The organism is Salinispira pacifica (genome assembly GCF_000507245.1).
Taxonomy (GTDB): Bacteria; Spirochaetota; Spirochaetia; order DSM-27196; family Salinispiraceae; genus Salinispira; species Salinispira pacifica.
This window is the reverse complement of record NC_023035.1, coordinates 1,217,501-1,236,768: the sequence shown is the minus strand read 5'-3', so window position 1 is coordinate 1,236,768 and position 19,268 is coordinate 1,217,501. Positions and strand designations below refer to the sequence as shown.

16 protein-coding genes, 2 rRNA genes and 1 pseudogene (1 of these 19 cut by a window edge) are annotated in these 19,268 nt (G+C 50.7%); 1 reads left to right on the top strand and 18 read right to left on the bottom strand.

Features of this window, described 5'->3' with window-relative positions:
• Positions 1 to 12 precede the first annotated feature (12 nt).
• From mraY to L21SP2_RS05365, 16 genes and pseudogenes are all read right to left on the bottom strand, one after another.
• Positions 13 to 1,092, bottom strand: a complete 1,080-nt coding sequence (gene mraY / locus L21SP2_RS05440; protein ID WP_024267485.1) for a phospho-N-acetylmuramoyl-pentapeptide-transferase — start codon at positions 1,090 to 1,092, stop codon at positions 13 to 15.
• Positions 1,085 to 2,569 (bottom strand): UDP-N-acetylmuramoyl-tripeptide--D-alanyl-D-alanine ligase, encoded by a 1,485-nt coding sequence (locus L21SP2_RS05435; RefSeq protein WP_024267484.1) that lies wholly within the window; start codon positions 2,567 to 2,569, stop codon positions 1,085 to 1,087. The genes mraY and L21SP2_RS05435 overlap by 8 nt, the downstream gene beginning before the upstream one ends.
• A 54-nt stretch (positions 2,570 to 2,623) precedes the next feature.
• Positions 2,624 to 2,887 carry an FtsB/FtsL family cell division protein gene (locus L21SP2_RS05430; RefSeq protein WP_144082934.1) on the bottom strand — a complete coding sequence of 88 codons (264 nt, stop codon included), beginning with the start codon at positions 2,885 to 2,887 and terminating at the stop codon, positions 2,624 to 2,626.
• An 11-nt stretch (positions 2,888 to 2,898) separates the two neighbouring features.
• Positions 2,899 to 3,848: pseudogene (gene rsmH, locus L21SP2_RS05425) on the bottom strand (16S rRNA (cytosine(1402)-N(4))-methyltransferase RsmH).
• 12 nt (positions 3,849 to 3,860) lie between these two features.
• A complete protein-coding gene (gene mraZ / locus L21SP2_RS05420) occupies positions 3,861 to 4,301 on the bottom strand; it encodes a division/cell wall cluster transcriptional repressor MraZ (RefSeq protein WP_024267481.1) in 441 nt (146 codons plus the stop codon).
• Positions 4,302 to 4,672: 371 nt separating this feature from the next.
• Positions 4,673 to 6,316 (bottom strand): glycoside hydrolase family 57 protein, encoded by a 1,644-nt coding sequence (locus tag L21SP2_RS05415; protein ID WP_024267480.1) that lies wholly within the window; start codon positions 6,314 to 6,316, stop codon positions 4,673 to 4,675.
• Between the two features lie 59 nt (positions 6,317 to 6,375).
• Complete coding sequence (locus tag L21SP2_RS05410; protein WP_081719478.1) at positions 6,376 to 7,167, bottom strand: DUF4912 domain-containing protein; 792 nt, start codon at positions 7,165 to 7,167, stop codon at positions 6,376 to 6,378.
• A gap of 58 nt (positions 7,168 to 7,225) precedes the next feature.
• Complete coding sequence (locus L21SP2_RS05405) at positions 7,226 to 8,131, bottom strand: class I SAM-dependent methyltransferase (RefSeq protein ID WP_169730431.1); 906 nt, start codon at positions 8,129 to 8,131, stop codon at positions 7,226 to 7,228.
• On the bottom strand, positions 8,091 to 8,984 hold the full coding sequence (locus tag L21SP2_RS18545; protein ID WP_024267477.1) for a hypothetical protein: 894 nt from the start codon (positions 8,982 to 8,984) through the stop codon (positions 8,091 to 8,093). Before L21SP2_RS18545 ends, L21SP2_RS05405 begins: the two co-directional genes overlap by 41 nt.
• Entirely contained in the window at positions 8,984 to 10,180 is a 1,197-nt protein-coding gene (locus L21SP2_RS05395; protein WP_024267476.1) for a hypothetical protein, read from the bottom strand. The genes L21SP2_RS18545 and L21SP2_RS05395 overlap by 1 nt, the downstream gene beginning before the upstream one ends.
• A 67-nt stretch (positions 10,181 to 10,247) precedes the next feature.
• On the bottom strand, positions 10,248 to 11,042 hold the full coding sequence (locus L21SP2_RS05390) for a hypothetical protein (protein ID WP_024267475.1): 795 nt from the start codon (positions 11,040 to 11,042) through the stop codon (positions 10,248 to 10,250).
• Positions 11,043 to 11,075: 33 nt separating this feature from the next.
• Positions 11,076 to 12,779, bottom strand: a complete 1,704-nt coding sequence (gene recN / locus L21SP2_RS05385) for a DNA repair protein RecN (RefSeq protein WP_024267474.1) — start codon at positions 12,777 to 12,779, stop codon at positions 11,076 to 11,078.
• Between the two features lie 13 nt (positions 12,780 to 12,792).
• Entirely contained in the window at positions 12,793 to 13,668 is an 876-nt protein-coding gene (locus tag L21SP2_RS05380) for an NAD(+)/NADH kinase (protein ID WP_041401233.1), read from the bottom strand.
• A 96-nt stretch (positions 13,669 to 13,764) separates the two neighbouring features.
• Positions 13,765 to 14,811 carry a DegT/DnrJ/EryC1/StrS family aminotransferase gene (locus L21SP2_RS05375; protein WP_024267472.1) on the bottom strand — a complete coding sequence of 349 codons (1,047 nt, stop codon included), beginning with the start codon at positions 14,809 to 14,811 and terminating at the stop codon, positions 13,765 to 13,767.
• 216 nt (positions 14,812 to 15,027) lie between these two features.
• Entirely contained in the window at positions 15,028 to 15,507 is a 480-nt protein-coding gene (locus tag L21SP2_RS05370) for a chemotaxis protein CheW (RefSeq protein WP_024267471.1), read from the bottom strand.
• A gap of 154 nt (positions 15,508 to 15,661) precedes the next feature.
• Positions 15,662 to 16,687, bottom strand: coding sequence for a DUF6588 family protein (locus L21SP2_RS05365; protein WP_024267470.1), 1,026 nt, complete (start codon positions 16,685 to 16,687; stop codon positions 15,662 to 15,664).
• Positions 16,688 to 16,949: 262 nt separating this feature from the next.
• Here L21SP2_RS05365 and L21SP2_RS05360 point away from each other — a divergent pair, with 262 nt between their 5' ends.
• Positions 16,950 to 17,522 (top strand): hypothetical protein, encoded by a 573-nt coding sequence (locus L21SP2_RS05360; protein WP_041401231.1) that lies wholly within the window; start codon positions 16,950 to 16,952, stop codon positions 17,520 to 17,522.
• Between the two features lie 774 nt (positions 17,523 to 18,296).
• Here the strand turns inward: L21SP2_RS05360 and rrf are convergent.
• Positions 18,297 to 18,411: ribosomal RNA gene (gene rrf / locus L21SP2_RS05350) — 5S ribosomal RNA — on the bottom strand.
• A 171-nt stretch (positions 18,412 to 18,582) separates the two neighbouring features.
• A 23S ribosomal RNA gene (locus L21SP2_RS05345) occupies positions 18,583 to 19,268 on the bottom strand (it continues 2,289 nt past the right edge of the window).

Below are 19,268 nucleotides of genomic sequence, written 5' to 3'. Positions count from 1 at the left end.
CCTTCACTGCCCCTATTGAATTTTCAACGTGGATAATCCCAGAATGGCAAACAAGCCTCCCAGTATCCAGAACCGTTGTACAACCTTGGTCTCCGCCCATCCCTTCAATTCAAAATGGTGATGCAGGGGAGCCATGAGAAAAACCCGTTTCTTTCGCATCTTATAACTGACCACCTGAATTATTACCGTGAGGGTTTCAAGGACAAATACTCCTCCCACGATCACCAGCAGCAGCTCTTTTTTAATCATGATGGCCATCACCCCCAGGGTACCGCCGAGCATGAGACTGCCGGTGTCTCCCATGAACACCTCCGCGGGGTTGCTGTTGTACCAGAGGAATCCCACTGAAGCCCCCACCATGGCAAAGGCAAGAATGGTGATCTCTTCTGCTCCGGCCAGATACGGAATTGAAAGATACTGGGAGAAGTCCACCCGTCCGGTGAGATACGCAATTGCACCGAAGGTCAGCCCCACCATGATGCTCAATCCGGTTGCCAGACCGTCCAGTCCGTCGGTAAGGTTCACCGCATTGGTGAAACCCACAAGCCAGAAAACCCCGAAGGGAATAAAAAGCACGCCCAGATCCAGCACCGCATTTTTCACCATGGGCACATACAGCAGAGTGGTGAACTCATGCCTGTTGAAATAGAGCAATAACATGATGGCGGTACTTACCAGCAACTGTCCGGCCATCTTCACATGGGAGGGAAGCCCGCTCTTTTTGCCCATGTACACTTTAATGTAATCATCAATAAAACCCACTGCCCCGAATCCCAGAATGGCCAGCTGACTGACCCAGGTATAGAGGTTGCGGGGGTCCATCCACAAAAGCACCGAAAAGGAGGTTGAAAAAATAATCATCACTCCTCCCATGGTGGGAGTTCCGGTCTTGCTCACATGGGATTTGGGTCCGTCACCCCTGATCTCCTCACCGATGTGGCGCCTCTTCAGCAGATCGATTATCTGGTGCCCGAATAAGAAGGTGATCAGCAAACTGGTGACCGCCGCATATGCGGAGCGGAACGTGATGTACTGAAAAATATTAAACGGAGTGAAGTACTCCACCAAAGGATACAAAAACTCTTTAAACACCGGGTTTTCCTCCTGATTCCCGTTCCTGTTCCAGACCCGGCAAAAATGGAATAATCCGTTCCAATTCCATTCCCCTGGAGCCCTTCAGCAGTATGGCGCTTCCGGATTGTATGATAGATTTGCAGAGCCCTTTCAGCTCTTCAATATCGGCGGCGGCATGCACTCCAGAGCTATCCGCGGGATCTAAACCGGCACCCCCCAAGTGATCCGCAGCCCGGGAAAAATACTCCCCCAGCAGCAGTATGGCGGAAGGTTCGGCATCCATGGCGCGGGACAGCACATCCCGGTGATGCTCATCACTGTAATCACCCAGCTCAAGCATATCGCCCAATATCAGCACCAATTGCCGCTCCACCGCAACCTGGGCGGCTTGTTCAATTGCCGCAGCCATTGAATCGGCGTTGGCATTGTAGCTGTCATCAATGAGGAGCGAATGACCCCGGATAATATTGCCCCTGCCTTGGGGGAGCTGAAACCCATTCAGACCTTCCTGAATTTCTGAATCGCTGAGCCCAAGTTGCCGTGCCAGAGTGATAACCCCCGCAGTATTATGCAGCATGTGCCTTCCGCTGAATGGAAGCCTGAACTCTCCTCCCTGGTAGGCGATGACGGTTTCCCCAACGTCTTCAGCAAGAATGCTGAAGCCATGTCGGGAGCCAAGGCCGTAATAAAGAATTCTCTGTTGCAGAGGATGCTCTTCAAGATATTTCATGGCCCAGGGATCGTCGTCGGGGAGTACGGCCACCCCGTCTTCGGTCATGGAAGAAAAAATTTGAAATTTTTCTTCAGCTATTCCCTCCCGGCTGCCGATGTTTCCGATATGGGCAGTCCCGATGTTTGTGATTAATGCGGCGTTTGGACGAACAAGGCGGGACAGGGTCTCCATTTCCCCCTTCTCGCTCATTGCCATTTCCATGACAGTATAATCAGTATTGACAGGGACCTGGGCCATAAGCACCGGAAGACCGATAACCGAGTTGAAATTGCCTTTTCGGCTGAAGCAGTCTCCCTTCCGGGACAGCACCGATGCAAGCAGATCCTTGGTGCCCGTTTTCCCGTTGCTTCCGGTAATACCGATCCGAAACCCGCCGCTCATTGCCAGAACGGCTGCGCCGGCGGCCTGCAGACATTCCAGGGGGCTTTCCACACTTACAAACACCACGGTATCGTGCTCTTCGGACAACTCCGAAGCAAGAACCAGCGGACTTTCATCGCAGTGCTCACCCAGACCGGCAGCTTCCAGAAGACTCTGTTGATGGTTTTCGAAATAATGGCGCTGTAGAACCACAGCACGGGCACCCGCTTCAATTGCCTGGGGGATATATGAGTGTCCGTTCACCCGTTCACCCTGCAGAGCAAAGAACACATCTCCCCGGGATACCTGACGGCTGTCCAGGATAAAGGCTCTCCATGCGGAATCCTTTTTCACCCTTCGGATAAATTCATCCTGTGATAACGCCACCGGGTACCCGGCCATACTCCCCTCCCAAGGAACACCCTGAACGACCGGCACCGGCTGGGTGCGGATTCATCAGGGATCTTCATCTATTACCGTAAGCTGATCGCTTCCGGACATCTCCATACCCAGCTTCCGGGCCTCGGTAATAATGCGCCCGGGGGAACGGAGAATGGAAATACCGGTAATCAGCCGTTTGTTTCGTTCTACGGCTTCCTGTTGATCATTTCTCAATGCCTCAACCCGGTTTTCCAGATCAAAATACTGATGGGAACGCCATACATTGGCAAACATCAGCAGAGGCACCGCAACAACAAGCAGCCCTATAAAAAGTTTCAACAGCCGTGAACTCATGCATCATGCCTTGAATCCCGGAGTTTCTCAAGAACCCGTAAACGGGCGCTCCGGGATGGGGGATTCTGTTTTACCTCTTCCTCCCCTGCGGTGACGCCCTTTCGGACAGGCAGACGAACAAGAGGTTTCCCCCACATTCACACATCGGCACTTCCGGAGGACAAATACAGGACTTTGCCCACTCTTTCATGCGATGTTTTACAATCCGGTCCTCCAGACTGTGAAAACTGATTATTCCCATGCGTCCGCCGGTCTCCAGATGCCGGAATGCATCTTCCATGGCCGGTTCTATCCGTTCCAGCTCTGCATTTGCAAGAATTCGCAGCGCCTGAAAACTTCTGGTGGCTGCGTGGATCTTGCCGTAGCGGTATGCCGCAGGGACGGCGTTTTCAATAATTCCCGCCAATTGAAGCGATGAGGTTATGGCCGACTCATCCCGGGCTCGGATAATCGCCGCTGCGATCCTCCGGCCGTAGCGTTCCTCACCGTAATCGAACAGCAGCTGACGCAGTTCAGCCTCTGAAATTCCCGCGAGAATATCCTGAACCGGCCTTCCCCTGTGGGGATTAAGCCGCATGTCCAGAGGCTCGTCCCGGTAAAAGGAGAAGCCCCGGCCGCTTTCGTTATAGTGGAATATGGAGATTCCGAGATCGAAGAGAATCCGGTGCGCAGGTTCCTCCAGGGGATAATCCCTGAAAAACTCATCGAAAAAACCGTTGTAAAATGTGGTACGATCCTTGTACGGCTCAAGCCGGCGCTTGGCCTTGGCCTGAATTGCCGCATCAGTATCAATACCCACCAGTCTGATCCCGGAAAAGGATTCAAGAATACGCTCCGAATGCCCGCCTTCTCCCAGGGTGCAATCAATAAATATTCCGTTCTCCCGGTCAGGCGCAAGATATTCGATCACCTCTTCCGCCAGAACCGAAGTATGCTGAATGTCCATGATTACCCCTTTTCAGAAGGAGACGAACCCTCCCAGTTCTTCGGCAGCCTCCCTGAATTCTTCCTCAGTGTCTTCAAAATACCGCTGATACTCCTCCATATCCCATATTTCAAGATATTTCTCAATGCCCAGCACCATGCACTCCCGGTTCAAGCCTGCAGATTCTGCAAGGGTGGGAGGAATATTCAGGCGCCCGGCCTTATCCAGTTCTATTTCCTGGGCAGGGGCAATAATCCTCCGCTGGAGCAACCGCGCCCGTTTCTGAAACGGACTGGCCGCCTCCATCAGACTGGCGGACAGGTTCCTCCACTCTTCCGGGCTGAACAGCCAAAGGCAGCGATCAACACCTCTGGTGATAACCAGTGAGTTTCCCGGGATAGCGTTTCGGAGTTTGGATGGAATCAGGAGCCGTCCCTTTTCATCAAGACTGTTTCGATATTCCCCTGTAAGCACCTAACTCTCCCACTTTTTCCCTATTTCTCCCACAAATTACCACTTCTTTTATACTACGACAATAAATTCATATGTCAAGGAAGTAGACAGAAAATTTCCATTTCATAAAAAAATCCAAGATAAGACTGCTCATTATCCGTTGAGTATGATTCTGGATACCCTAAAATGCTTAAGCAGAACAGCGAGCCGGTCCGGCATGGTTGAAATGAACAGAAAGAAAAGGTGAGGAGTTACGATAAAAGTTCTTCCGGCGTTTAAAACGCCAAAGGCCGCCGGAACCAATGGTTCAGACGCCCCGGTTTTTTCTCCGGCACATATACGCGGTGTTTTTTCAGCTGTGTACAGTGTGATATTTCAGTACATACAGCAGGCTATTTCACCACCCGGTCGGTGACAACATAGGGATGCCCCAGGCGTCCGTTATCCCGCTCCAGTCTCGCGGCGAAGGTGAGATAGTCGATGTTGGGAAATATATTGTTTTTCCGTTCTATTGTTGTCAGCCACTCGGTGCCGAGATTTCCCTGCCCCAGGACCTCGTATATATAATAGAAATTCCCGATATGTTCCCGAATCCGGGCCCGGGCGTACTCTTCAGAAACTCCCGAGCGCATAATCACCGACCAGTCAATGGTCTGTGCCAGGAGTACTTCCCGGGCAGCCTGATTCAATGCCCTGCGCTTCAAGCCGGTGACTTCAGGGAAGCGCTCAACCAGTTCCTGCATATGCTCGATGGCCGAATGGAGATGGCGATAGATCCAGTCATTGGGTCCGCTGAGCCACACCTCTGCATAGCCCTTGTTACCCCAGCTGGAAAACACCGGACTCAGCTTCTGCTGCTTCGGATTCGCATCAATATACGCGGATGGCGTACCCATGCGAAGGTCCTTGCAGGCGGGAGACTGAATACCCCGGATTACCTCTTCCAGCCATGCCACTCCTTCGAACCACCAGTGTCCGAACAGCTCGGCTGAAAACGGCGTGGTAATCACCGGTTCCTGATCCATCAGCCCGGATACCTTCCGGACCCGGTTTTCCAGGGTGAAGATGAAATTCTCTGCATGCTCCTTCACTTTATCCTGAGCCGCCTGGGGATCATAGGGTTGCTTGTGATCTGTTTCTCCGGTAATCGCATAATATTTGTACCCCGTGTTCACCCGGATTTCCTCCAGATGGATATAGGGCTTGATGTAGTCAAAATCAAGATCGTGTCCGATATCCCGGTAAAAATCCCGGTATGCGAATTCCCCGGGGTAGCCGTCTATTTCCGACCAGACCCGGTTCACCGAAGATACATCCCGGGGGAAGGCGAACAGCCCGCCGGGAGTTTCAACCGGCGCATAGGTGCCCGACTTGGGACAATTATCCGCAAAAAGAATTCCATGGGCAGCCAGATAAAAATATTCCACGCCATGCTCTCTCAGATGTTTTTCAAGACCGGGGTAATACCCGCATTCAGGAAGCCAGATGCCTCTGGAGGCCTTATTGAAAATCTTCTGATGACTATCCAGGGCAGCTTCCAGATGAGCGTGAATATTTGCCGGATACTGCTCATAAAAAGGGAGAAAGGGATAGGTTCCGGGACTGGTAATAATCTCGATATTCCCCTTCTTCTGGTGATAATCAAAACCCGAAAGAATATTGTGGTGAAGCTGATTCTCAAACACATCCAGATTTCGACGGTAGATATCAAGATACATGGATGCAAGCCGGGAGAACGCTGCTTCATCCCGGGTGCGCTCCACCTCTTTTTCTCCAAGCTCAATCAATTTTTTCAGGTACCGCACATAACGCTGCTGCAGCAGTTCGTCATCCAGCATGGCAGTAAGACTGGGTGAAAAACTGATGGTGATACCCGGTACCACACCCTCTGCATCCAGGCGGTCAAGCATGAGAAGGAGAGGCGTATAGGACTCGGAAATGGCTTCAAACAGCCAGGTTTCCTCTAAAAAGCTTTCATGCTCCGGATGTCTGATAAACGGAAGATGAGCATGCAGCAGTAATTGTATATTTCCCATGATTTTAAACTCCTGATGTGCAGGCAGCGGCAGAACTGCTGCATCTACAAGGTTGCAGGTTATTCATTGCTTCCGCCGTTTTCCAGTACTTCCACGATTTTCCGGGGAGTCCCCTCATAGGAACTTACACCCAGATCTTCAATACCGGACATAGCCAGCAGCACCTCAGTCTCACGGCTGCTGATATTCTCAAGGTTGGCACTGAAGCTGCCCCCAGGCACTCTGATAATTCCCGAGGAAGCCAATACCTCCCGGTTTTCCACATACTCTGCAGCAAGCTCAACCATATAGGAGGTATGTTTTCTGGGAAGGTTGATGTACCAGTTATTGTCGGTAAGCTGTACGGGTATTTCCATCTGAACAGGTTCCTCCAGGGGAACATCTCCTCCGGGACCGGCGGAATATTCATCCTGAATTTCTGCAAGGATAATTACAAAATAGCGGAAATCTGTACGCTGTACAATTCGTGATCTGTCCTGGTTGGAGATATCCCAATAGCTGTATGCCCACTCGGGATCCCTGAGCATAAGCATGATGCGCGTTACATTATACTGATCGGGAAACTGGAAAAAACTGCTCTCATCTTCAATCTTTCGTCCGAAGAACTCTTCTATACTGAGAAAGTGTTTCTGATGATATTGAACAGGATGAGCATCTCCCCTGCGCTGTTCCTGCCGCACTTCTTCCAGGACTTCGTAAATCTGCTCTTCCAGCTCTTTGCGCTGTGCGTTGCTGAGCTGATCCGGATTCTCTTCATCCAGCTGCAGATCATCCAGCACATCCATGGAGAAGGTCTCTGCAAGTTTGAAAAGATCGCCATTACTTAAATTCGATATCCGTTCTCTAGTCATATACCCCTGGTTCCATTTAGGAAACTAATGGGCATCCTAGGAAAATCGGGAGATTGTGTCAAGATACCCGGCGACCCATCACCATCACAACATCTCCATAACCGGTAATACGTGCTATTCTATCCACCTTTTTCTTCAGCCAGGGCGGAGCCATACCTGCCGGAATTCCCCCCCAGGTCTTCCAGCGCAGGGGCTGAAAGCCATGCCGCCTGAGCAGAGTTCGCAGTTCGGTCAGGTTGAAAAGATGCGTGTGGTCGGCGATGGCCGACCGCCAGTGAGGCCCCATAAGTCCGGCCTGAAAACTTCTGGTGTTGGGCGTGGTTATTACCACATGACCGCCGGGACGGGTAATTCTCCGTATTTCGGCAAGAAAGGTATTGATATCAAACAGGTGTTCAATGACATGGGAAAAATGCACCAGATCATATGCCTCCGAAGTGAGCTGTGCCTGCTCAAGGGGCCGGGTATGAATGTGAACACCCCGATGCTGAATACCGTAGTCCGCAGCGGGAGCACACACTTCCAGTCCTTCTGCCCGCCATCCCCGGTCGTTCAGGTACTTCACCAGCACGCCGGTGGCACAGCCTACATCCAACGCGGCGGGAGATGGCTCACCGGATGAAAGCAGTTTTCTCTCCAAAGAAAAAATGCCGGCATCTCTGAGACCGTAGCGCATGAGATCAAAAAAGATCTGCCCGTTTTCAATCTCATACTCCTTATATTCCTCATCATAACGGTTCAGCAGATGATGGGACTCGGGCATGGGATTCTGATAAATGTGGGAACAGCCCCTGCATCGTGAGAAGATATGACTTCCGCAGTCCCAATGAGGCTCAACACCGCTGCCGCCGCAGATGGGGCAGTTCACTTTTCTGTGTGTTTCGTCAGCCGGTGGAACCGTACTGAACGTCTTATAGCTATGCTTACTGAGCCCCAGGAGCTCCGCCATCGATGGTAAATTCATATGCCTGTGATAACCCCTTTGCATCTTCCAAATACACTTCAATAATATTCTTTCCCGGCCGGAGGGAAATCGGAATAGAGCGAAAGTCTCCGGATTCCCCGGGGAAGAGACGGATTCCGCCTTCATCCTCCACGAAGTATGAATTCCCCTGAATATACTGAAGCTGACCGTTTACATACAGCCTTACCGAAAAAAGTCGCCCCACATCATTCCATTCGAACCTGCCGTCGGCGGTATCCAGACTGAGTATATACTCTCCATGGGGGATATCCGCTCTTCTATACCAGGACCACAATTCAATGCCATTCTGTTCTTCTTCATTAACGGATTCGGGGGTCCGGAAAATCATCCGCCGAAGCGATGGAGGGGCATTTCCCGCCGGATTTGGCATGAACAGTTCCGGGTTGACCACCTGATGCCTCCGGTGATCAAGAATCAGATATATCAGCGGCTTGGACAGTTCGCTCCAGCTGTTCATACCCATGGTTGGAAGATCCCCGGAATCGGGCTGAAGGGCCTTTCCGTTCAGATTCCCGAACACCTCCACATACCCCTGGGCATCCGCATAAGCCTGAATAAAACCCAGACCGTTGGGAAGATTCCCCTGAAACAGCACAGGTGAATCGCTGCTGCGGGAATACCCCCCGGGAGAACTCAGTGCCAGAAACGGTGCTGGGCGCCCTGAGGCAAGGGGGCTCCCGGTGCTGGCGAATTCGGTTACCACCTCTGCGTTCTCCGGCCATCTGAATGAATTGAAGAGAAAGATGGCGAAGAGAGCAGTGAGGAAAAGAATCCAGCGCATCATGGCCTGGGCCCGGGCTCGGGAATCCCTGCGCTCCGCGGGTACAAACATCAGCCTTCCTCCAGTACATAGGCAAACACCCTGGAATCGATTCGTTGAAAGAACATGGAGTCCAGATAATTAATGGCGTAGGGAATGCTCCTGGCGCTTTTGAACCATAGGTACCCCTCCCCTCCGTACAGTTCAAGGCTGGTGGAAGTATCGCCCCGGTACACATACAGCTCGGTTCCAGCACGGTTTCCCTCCAAACGGCGCTCCGGGGTGGAGGGATAATCCTGCCAGAACTCAGTCAAAGCCCCGGGGGTGTCCCGGGCTACAGCCTCTGACAGAGTACCGGATTCAGGATTGTAACTCAGGGAAAAAGTCCGGTTGTCATGAGATACAAAAAACGTTTCCTCAATACCGCGGCGGACAAACAATGGCGCAGGTGAAGTAATCTGGAACGGCAGCTCCCTGCGAACCGGATCCACAGCATAGAGGCCGCCGTCTTGATCTTTAGCCAGTGAAATACGGTACAGATGCAGGGGGGTATGCCCTGCCAGAACCACTAATTCCAACCCTTCAGGTGAACCTGCCATAATTTGAACATTGTATATTACCGGGTATCTGGAATTATCCCGGAGCCCCCTGCTGTACAGCTCCTCGCCGTTATTATTCAGAATCACGATACGTCCATCCAGCAGCCCCACGACGGTATATGTTTCATCCTGGTCCTGAGCTGTATCTGCAGTAACGATCAGAGACGCCCATTCCCGGGTAAACAGCTCCCTCAGCTGCTCATCCAGGCGTTTCAGGCCAAACCCGTCGGGTGAAACGAGAAGCAGCCCCTGGGAACTCAGGACGGGGAACCAGTTGCTCTGAAGAACCTCATCGATGCCGCCCCGGGGGGTTCTCGCCACAAGGGTGTTGTGATACTGACCGGTATTGAAATATCTGTGTGAATTATAATCAAGATAAAAAGAGGCATCCTCATAACTTCCGGCATCTCCCCGGGCGCTTACATATAAAAGATTGCCATCCTGAAATAGCGGCACCCAGTTGAGTTCCGCCTCCAGCCCAGGTTCATCCCCGGAGCCACTGCCGGCCATCCGAAAGCCGTCTTCGGACTCCCGGGAGTCAGGGCGAAAGTCCCGCATCCACACAGGCGTTAATAACGGCTCCCGGGTCAGCTGAGGGGGATTGAAGAACATGGGGAGGAAAATACCGGACGCCACTGCAAGGATCAGGAGTATGCGAATAATGTTCATGAAAAATACGTCTTCCTTCGATTTTTATCTGCCTGACGGTGATGCCGGAGAGAACCGAAGGCCCGTTTCAGGCCTGTTTACGGTCATCGTCTTCCATCTTCTGCTTCCACAACTCCATCTTCCGTTTTACATCTTCGGCACCCTCGCTTTCCCCCAATACGAGATGAATTCTCCGAAGTGCTGAAAGAAACTTAATCGCCGTTTTAAAATCATCTATACGGCTGGTGGAAAGCTCATATTTCAGCCGAAACTCGTCTGCTGATTTAACCAGCTGCGACTTTGCCTGTTCCAGCAGCTTGTATCTGATCTGATAGTCCTCCATACGGGGATCAAGCCCTGCAACAATGGTCTTGAAATTGATCATGTTCTTGAAAACAGCGGCATAGCGCCCGTTGAGATCCACAAACGACCATTTCCATTTGGTGTTTTCACCGAAGCCTTCAATGACAGATTCGATGGTAAATCCCAGCTTCATGAGAATCTCGTAACGTTTCCGGTCGCTCAGTTCATCGATGAGAGCCCAGTACTCCTCCATATCGGTGAATGGGGCGTCCACGGCATCGCTGACAATCCGCTCCAGATGAATAATGCTCTCGTAGCAGCTCTTCCGCGCATCGTTCAGGAAAGCTTCATTTTTAATTCCCAGCATCGAGAGTGAAATACGGTTAAGCAGGAGGTAGTGGGCTGCAAGATTCAGACGGTCTTCGCAGAGGGTAATAAGTTTATACGCCTGGGTGGTATCGCTTTTATCCACTACCGCAAGGAGGCTTTTTTCCCGCTGAAGTATCTGCTCAATCTGCTGTTTGTATACCTTCACCTTTTCGGCGTAGGTCTTTTTCGCCTCAGCATTGACTTTTCCCATACATCCTCCGCAATACCCATAGTATAGGGCTTTTTACCGGATTTTTGAAGCGCTTGCCAGCAACTGCCGGGCATGCTCAAGGCTTGCCTGGGTACTGCTGTCACCTGACAGCATTCGGGCGACTTCCTCCACCCGTGCATCAGCCTGGATATGTTCAGCAGACGTTATGGTGCGTCCATTCTGCTCGTTCTTCATCACCTTAATATGAGCATCGGCATGTGAGGCGATTGAGGCAAGATGGGTAATGCAAAGAATCTGTTTGCTGCGGGAAAGACTTCTCAGATGTTCGCCCAGGGCTCTTCCCACTTCCCCGCCGATCCCGCTGTCAATTTCATCGAACACCAGGGTTGGAATGTCATCGCTTTCAGCCAGTGCAGTTTTGATTGCGAGCATCACCCTGCTCAGTTCACCGCCGGAGGCAATGCTCCGAAGGGGTTTGAGGGATTCACCCTCATTTGCAGAAAGAAGAAATTCCACCCGGTCAATTCCGGTGGCGCCGCAGACCGGGATTCCCCGATCGGACATTTTCTGGGTTACACTCACCCGGAAACGGGCTTTTTTCATGCTGAGAGCCTGAAGACTCTGCTGTACCTGCTCTTCAAGCTTTTTTCCGCCCTCTTTTCGTGCAGTGGAAAGACGTTTGGCCTTCTCAATAAGAGCCTGCTCCAGCTCCCGAATTTCCTTTTCCAGACGCTGACTGTAGTCATCGGCATTCTCCAGCTGTTGAACCTTAATCTGAGCCTGTTCAAGGAAATCCCGCACATCACTGAGCCGGGGGCCGTGTTTGCGCTTTACCCGGGAAAGTTCCGCCAACCGCTCCTCAATAAATTCCAGACGTTGGGGATCATAATTCAAATCATCCTTATATCCGCTGATCTGGGCTACAACATCCTCCAGCTCATAGTACAGGGATTCCAGACGCTCGGAATTTTCCTTGAGCTGGGGATCAATTTCAGCAGCGGCAGCCAGTGCGGACATACCGCTGTATACAAGCCCGTAGGCGGATGCCTCATTGTCGTGGAGGGCATCATAGGCTTTTTCAACATTGGCAAACAGCTGTTCGTACTGCTGAAGCTTTTGACGCTCCTTGTCCAGCTCAGTGTCCTCATCCGGTTGGGGGTCAAGTTCCTGAATATCCTTGATGGAAAAGTTCAGATAATCGATTTCTTCCTGTCTGTCCCGCTCATCATTCAGAAGACTCTCAAGCTCTTCTTTTTTTTCATTCAGAAACAGAAAATCCCTCTGAACGCTTTCCCGCAGATCGTCACATGCACTGTAGGAATCGATAAATCTCCTATGATGCTGGATATTAAAAAGACTCTGATGCTCATGCTGACCATGCATGTCAATAAGGATGGAAGTGAACTCTGCAAGCTGCTGGCGGGGAACAATGCTGCCCTGAATGAATGAGTTTCCCTTGCCGGTACTTTTCAGAACCCGCCTGAGAATCACCCGTTCTTCCTCAAACTCTATGCCCCGCTCGTCCAGCCAGTCACGGCAGGCGGATGCTGCATCCCCGGATGAGGGAAGTAAAAAACTGCCGCTGACCACGGCCTGTTCGGCACCCTTGCGGATGGCCCCGGTTGTGGCCTTGCCGCCCAGGAGTACATTGAGTGCGCCGGCGAGAATACTCTTTCCTGCACCCGTTTCGCCTGTGAGGGTGTTCATTCCCCGGGCAAAATCCAGTTCAAGCCGTTCAATCAATGCATAATTTTCAATGTGTAAATTTTCCAGCATGTGAAATATCCTGTTATTCCGGACCGCCGGTCCAGCTCAGTTTTGCACGGAGCACCTCGTAAAAACTTCTGCTGCCCGAGTAGAGAATTCGGGCAGCACTGGATGCCTTACGAATAAACAGCTCATCCCCGGATTTCAACGGGTAGCTCAACTGACCATCCACGGTGAGAGTAAGCTCCGTTCTCTGATCTTCGGCTATTTCAACTCTCAGCTCCGATTCCGACGGCAGGACAAGCGGTCTGTGGGAGAGGGTGAAGGGACAAATGGGATTAAGTATAATGGCATTCATCTCCGGATGAAGTATCGGTCCTCCGGCAGCAGCCGAATAGGCGGTGGAGCCCGTGGATGTACTGAAAATAATGCCGTCTGCTTTGTACTCTATATGCTCCGATTCATCCAGATGCACCATCAGATTCACCAGCTTGGAAATCCCCGAACCGGAAATCACCACATCATTCATGGCCCGGCCGCACAGCTCTTCGCCGCCGCGTTTTGAAGCATCATTTTTCAGATTGAATGAAAGCATCATTCTGCTGCCCAGATTGACCTCACCCTTGAGGACCCTTTCCAGATCATTCTGCCAGTCATCCTTGGATACCTCGGTGATGAACCCGAAATTACCAAGATTTATGGGGAGAATCGGTATATTCAGAGGTGCAAGTATCCTGGAGGCAAACAATACCGTCCCGTCTCCCCCAAGGGTAATGGCCAGATCATAATTCCGTTCGCAAACCAGATCCGCCTTTCCGGAGAAACCGAACACTTCAGACTTCACACCCTTCTCTTCCAGAAAGATCTGAATACTGTGAGATAGAGGTTTGGCTTCAGGCTTCTGATAATTTGCGACAATCAGAACTTCTTCAATGTTACCCAGATTCGTATCAGTCATATATCCCGTCACGTTGAATCCACTATACCTACTCAAATTTTTAATGTAAAGCTTCGCTGCAGGGCAATTAATTACATCTTAAACGGGTTTTTTTCATCACGGCAGGGTTTTCACCACTTTCAGCATGATATCCAGCTCCTTTCGCGAAAGGCTGGGATACAGAGGCAGCACCACAGACCGCAATGAATAGGATGATGCTTGTGGATAGAGCTCTGCAGGTGAACTGCCCTCCTCGCTGCCGGAATCGAAATCCCGCAGAAGAGATGTTATGACAGATTTTTCAAAGGCCGGACGTATTTCAACCTGTTTTTTTACCGCATACTGAATCACATCCTGCATTGGACTTTGAAGAAACAGGGCGAGATATGAGGGGACGATCTGATCATCACTGGAAAGAACTCTGTGCCGCCCCTGCATGGCCTGCTGGACTACTACGCTCTTCAGCTCTTCCCGTGAGGTGATAAAGGATTTAAGCTCCTTCACCTGCATTCCCCCCAACGCCGCATTCATATCAGGAAGGTAGATATCCTGGGGATACGCCTCAACCGCGGCGTTAAGAAGTTTGCTGCGTTTTCGAGTCTTGGAAGCAAGGAAGATGCCTCCTCCGCTGGTAATCAAATTCTCAGGCTCCATGCTTACCAGGATACAGTCGCCGATGCAGCCTCCATCGGACTGATAACTGAGTATATTTGAAGCGTCCTGAAAAATCGGGATATTCAGTTCAGAGACAGTTTCTGTCTCCGGAGAAAATCCCAGAGGATGGTCCAGTACCAGAGCCGAAAACGCGTTTTCACCATGAAGCTTTTCCAGTATCTCAAAATCCATTACCGGAGCCGACTCCTGAACATCAATTAAAACCGGCTCCAGACCCATACGCCGTGCCACAAAGTAATACCCCATGTCACTCAGGGGTGATACGGCAACCCTGTCCCCCGCCTTGAGCTCCAGTGCCTGGAAGCCCAATTCGATCCCCCGCAGACGCTCCCTGAGAAGTACGCCTGCATCGGCATCGATCCGCTCAAGCAAATCATGAACCAGACCCTCTCCATAGGACCCGGGTCCCAACTGATCTGACACAAGACAAGTAAGCACCGCATCCATATCTTTTCGTTTTATTGAAGGCCGAAACACCGGGATTGCCATATAAACCTCGTAATGTTATGAGAAATACCGGCACCGGGAACCCGGCGCAGGGAAGGAGCATTGTATACGATTTTTCGGGAAAGAGCCATATTGCTGAGAAAAAATCAGCATCAGCCGGGTTGCCGAGGCAACGGAACAGCATGCGGCCCAACCGAATAGCGCATGCCGCTCTATAAGTATGCCGCATGTAGAGTATGCCGTGCGGGTTGGCAATAGTTACTTATACACTCCCATCTGTTCGAGAGCCTGGAGTTCGCGCACATTAAAGAGCCGCCGGATATCGAGAATAATCAGATACCCATCCTGTTTGTTCACCACACCCTGAATGTACTCGGCACCTATTCCGCTGAGCATTTGTGGTGGAGGTTGAATTTCATCCAGATCTATGGTGATCACCCTGCTCACCTTGTCGATAATTACCGCAATCTGCATCTCATCAATATTAATAATGATAAAACCGCTGAGAAGTTCATCTTCTTCGGACATTTCCGGTTTTGCAAGATGAAACCGGGTGTGAAGGTTGATTACCGGAATGATCTCACCACGGAGGTTAAAGATTCCTTCCACATAATTCGGGGAATTGGGTATTTCCCGCACCTCTTCAACCTGAACGATAGCCTCTACATCCATAATATCTATTCCATAGAGTTCGTTTCCAAGTTGAAATGTGACCAGTTGTAAACTGTTATCTGCCATCTGAACCTCCGCACTTACTGTTACCAAGAATAAGCCAGAAAGGGCAAAATTTCAATCGCTTTCATACCAAGTTATCGGCGGGATAGGGAGAAATACTTCATCCCCGGCACCCGCAGTGGGGGGAACCGGGAACAAAGCAGAGAAATGCAACAACCTAAAGCTGAAATCTGAGGCCCAGCTCCGCTGCGAAATTACTGCTGCTGAAATTATATGACGCATTCACATCCAGACGCATTACAAAAATATTGATGCTTGTACCCAGAAATACCCGGGGCGACACACCCTTCTGTGCAATAGTGGATATAAATCCGTCCACATCCACCGCAGGAATATTCTCACCGGTAAAGGATTCATAATCTTCGATCAAACTGTCAATCTGTTCCTGGGTAAGTTCGGTACCGTTTTCATCCTTGACAGATGTACTGATCCCGCCGGAAATATCGGAATTGGCATAGGAAATCCCGGCCCCGGCATAGGGGGTGAATATCAATAATGACTTGCTCACCTGGACAGTGGCGTCCAGCACCGTTGATGTCCAGCCGGCCTGAAAATCCGGGTTTGACAGCACCAGCTGCTCGCTTGTGCCGGGGTTTTCCAGTATTACGTAATCTCCTTCAAGAATATTCTGTATTGATATGGAACTGCTCAAACGGCTGAATCCCAGTCCCACCGAAAGTTTGGGCTTCACTGCCCCGCCTTTCAATAATGCGTAGCGGATATCAGCACCCACAAGACTGTAGTCCAGCACTGCGTTGCTGACGGCTGAATACTCTGCAGGGAGAGCTGCATATTTCACCCCCACATCAAAAGGTAAAAACACCCCGCCGATACGCACCGAAGCACCGAATGCCGGCAGGGGAACTGCACCCAAATCCGTAATCTGTGACGGCAGGGATGCGGATGAATCCACCACAGATAACAGGGATTCAAAAGCATCCAGAGGAAACAGTGCAGCACCTACAAAGGCACCGGCACCCAAATGCGGCGGCATGGACGGAAACACCTTACCGATATAGGCATCGGACCAGGTGGTTCCCATTACCGCTGCCGAGGGCAGCGCAGGAGCTATATCGCCACTGAATTCCTCAAACTGATTCTCGAGCTCAGAAATATCTACCGTCTGGGAAAATGCGGTGAAAGAAAGCAGAAAAACCGCAAGTACGCTAATTAGCTTTTTCACAATTAACCTCCAAGTTTATCAGGTACTGAAAAGATATCACGAGTAATCGGAAAAAGCAGAGATGACCCGCTATTTGAAGAAGGTTGGCTTTCACCGGCATGGTACACATCCAATTCTTCAGATAGATTTTCGCTGTGCTGAAAGGAGCTGCGATGAAATCGCTTACATGGCACATGGGGACTCGGTATTGTTTTAAGAAAGAAAACAAGGAATTTTTCCACGAAAACTATGATCAAATAGTCATGGAAAAAGGGAGCGTTGAATGGAAAAACGTACCAATTTGACATTTGTTCTGTTAGTGGCGGCAATGCTTGTTGCGACCTCTTCATGTGCCCTGCTGAATCCGCCTGCGGATGAAATGAAATTTACTCTGTCCGGGACGGCGGAAGTGCTGATTGCCGGAGGTGATGGGGATGTAGAGGGCTCCCTGGGAGTCGTGCTGGCCGCATCTTCGGCTGGCGCTCTTGATTATGATCTTTCAGATGATAATGGAACAGTGGTTTCGAACATTGAAAAGGTAACTTCAGTAAGCGCGGGAAGTGATGCCAGCTACTCCTTTGACTTTATTTTGGATGTAGACGGTAGTGAATCCCAAACCGAAAGTGCGATGTATGAATATGCGTACGTGGTGTTTTTTATTGATGACAATAATAATAATGCCATAGACGGCAATGAACTGCACCGTGTCCTGAAAGTTAAAGAGTCTTCCGGATATTCTTCAACATTTGATTTCCAGATTCAGTTTGGAAAAAGCAACAGTCCGCAATGGTCTGTAGGTGGAACAAAAGTTGAGCCCGGCGGAAGTGTTTCCGGTATTGAGATCGGTATTGACTGATTGGTGTATATCAGCGTACACGAGAACGGGATGCCTCATACATCAGGCATCCTGTTTTTTTATAGTGCACAGAAGCTTGTGAAACGAAATCCCAGCAGTCAAGGCAGCTCTTCATATGGTGGTGTAGATTTTTACACCACTATGGGCAGCGGGGGTTCGGAAGATTAATTTGCACTTGGCATGTTTTCACAAGCTTCTGTGCACTGCAAAACCTGAAGGACGCTGGCGTAGGAAATGCCTGCTCCCTTTGAAATAAACGTTCCTGCGACTGAAAGGAATTCAGATTCTAATTTTTCGATTCTCCCGCAAGCTGAGAAACTTCGACTCTGATTTAGATTGATATGATTCTCTGACGGATAAAAAAGCCTTCTCCCGGCCTTCTTCGAAGTCCGCTCGATTCCGCAAAGTCCCTTCGGGACTTCGCTCGAGGTTCCTCTGGACGCATAGGCGAATAGCAGCTGCTGTTGTTTCGATGCGCATTAGTTTGATTTGATTCTCTGACGGATAAAAAGCCTTCTCCCGGCCTTCGTCGAAGTCCGCTCGATTCCGCAAAGTCCCTTCGGGACTTCGCTCGAGGTTCCCAGGCTTTTTCTTTTTAAATTCCCAAAGGGAATTTAAAAAGAAAAAGCCTGGCGACGACTCCACTCGGACGTTGCACGTCCTCGTTTCCTTCGGTGTTTGCTCTGCAAACACCTGGCTACGGTCGTCGCCAGGTTCCACCTTTTTTATATTTAATCATCCACAGCTTCGCTGAGGCTATTTAAATATAAAAAAGCCTGGCGACGACCTACTCTCCCACGGCTTGAACCGCAGTACCATCGGCGCTGAAGGGCTTAACTTCCGTGTTCGGAATGGGAACGGGTGGGACACCTTCGCTATTGTCACCAGGCAATTTAATTGCTTGTGTTTTAAGTCACCGCTGCACTATCCCGGTCTTGCCGGGCCCGGCGCAGGGTCATATCAAGGCAGTTTTCACTGCCTTGGGGAAAAATGATCTGATAGTGAACAACATTGTTGTTCAACGTGCTTCGTTGATTGCACTAAATAATCACCGAAAAATATGGTCAAGCCGCACGGGCGATTAGTACTGGTCAGCTGAATGTGTTACCACACGTATACTTCCAGCCTATCAACCTGGTAGTCTCCCAGGGCCCTTTAGCTATCTTTAAGATAGAGGGATATTTCATCTTGAGGAGGGCTTCCCACTTAGATGCCTTCAGCGGTTATCCCCTCCAGACGTAGCTACCCAGCACTTACCGTTGGCACGATAACTGGTACACCAGAGGTCTGTCCACATCGGTCCTCTCGTACTAAATGCAGCTCCTCTCAAATATCCAACGCCCGTGGCAGATAGGGACCGAACTGTCTCGCGACGTTCTGAACCCAGCTCGCGTACCGCTTTAATTGGCGAACAGCCAAACCCTTGGGACCTGCTCCAGCCCCAGGATGCGATGAGCCGACATCGAGGTGCCAAACCCTTCCGTCGATGTGAACTCTTGGGAAGGATCAGCCTGTTATCCCCGGAGTACCTTTTGTCCGTTAAGTGACCGCGCTTCCACTCGCCACGGCCAGATCACTAAGACCTACTTTCGTACCTGCTCGACTTGTCTGTCTCGCAGTCAAGCTCCCTTATGCCTTTACACTTACACGCTGATTTCCAACCAGCGCAAGGGAACCTTCGCGCGCCTCCGTTACTCTTTGGGAGGCGACCGCCCCAGTCAAACTGCCCACCTGACACTGTCCTCT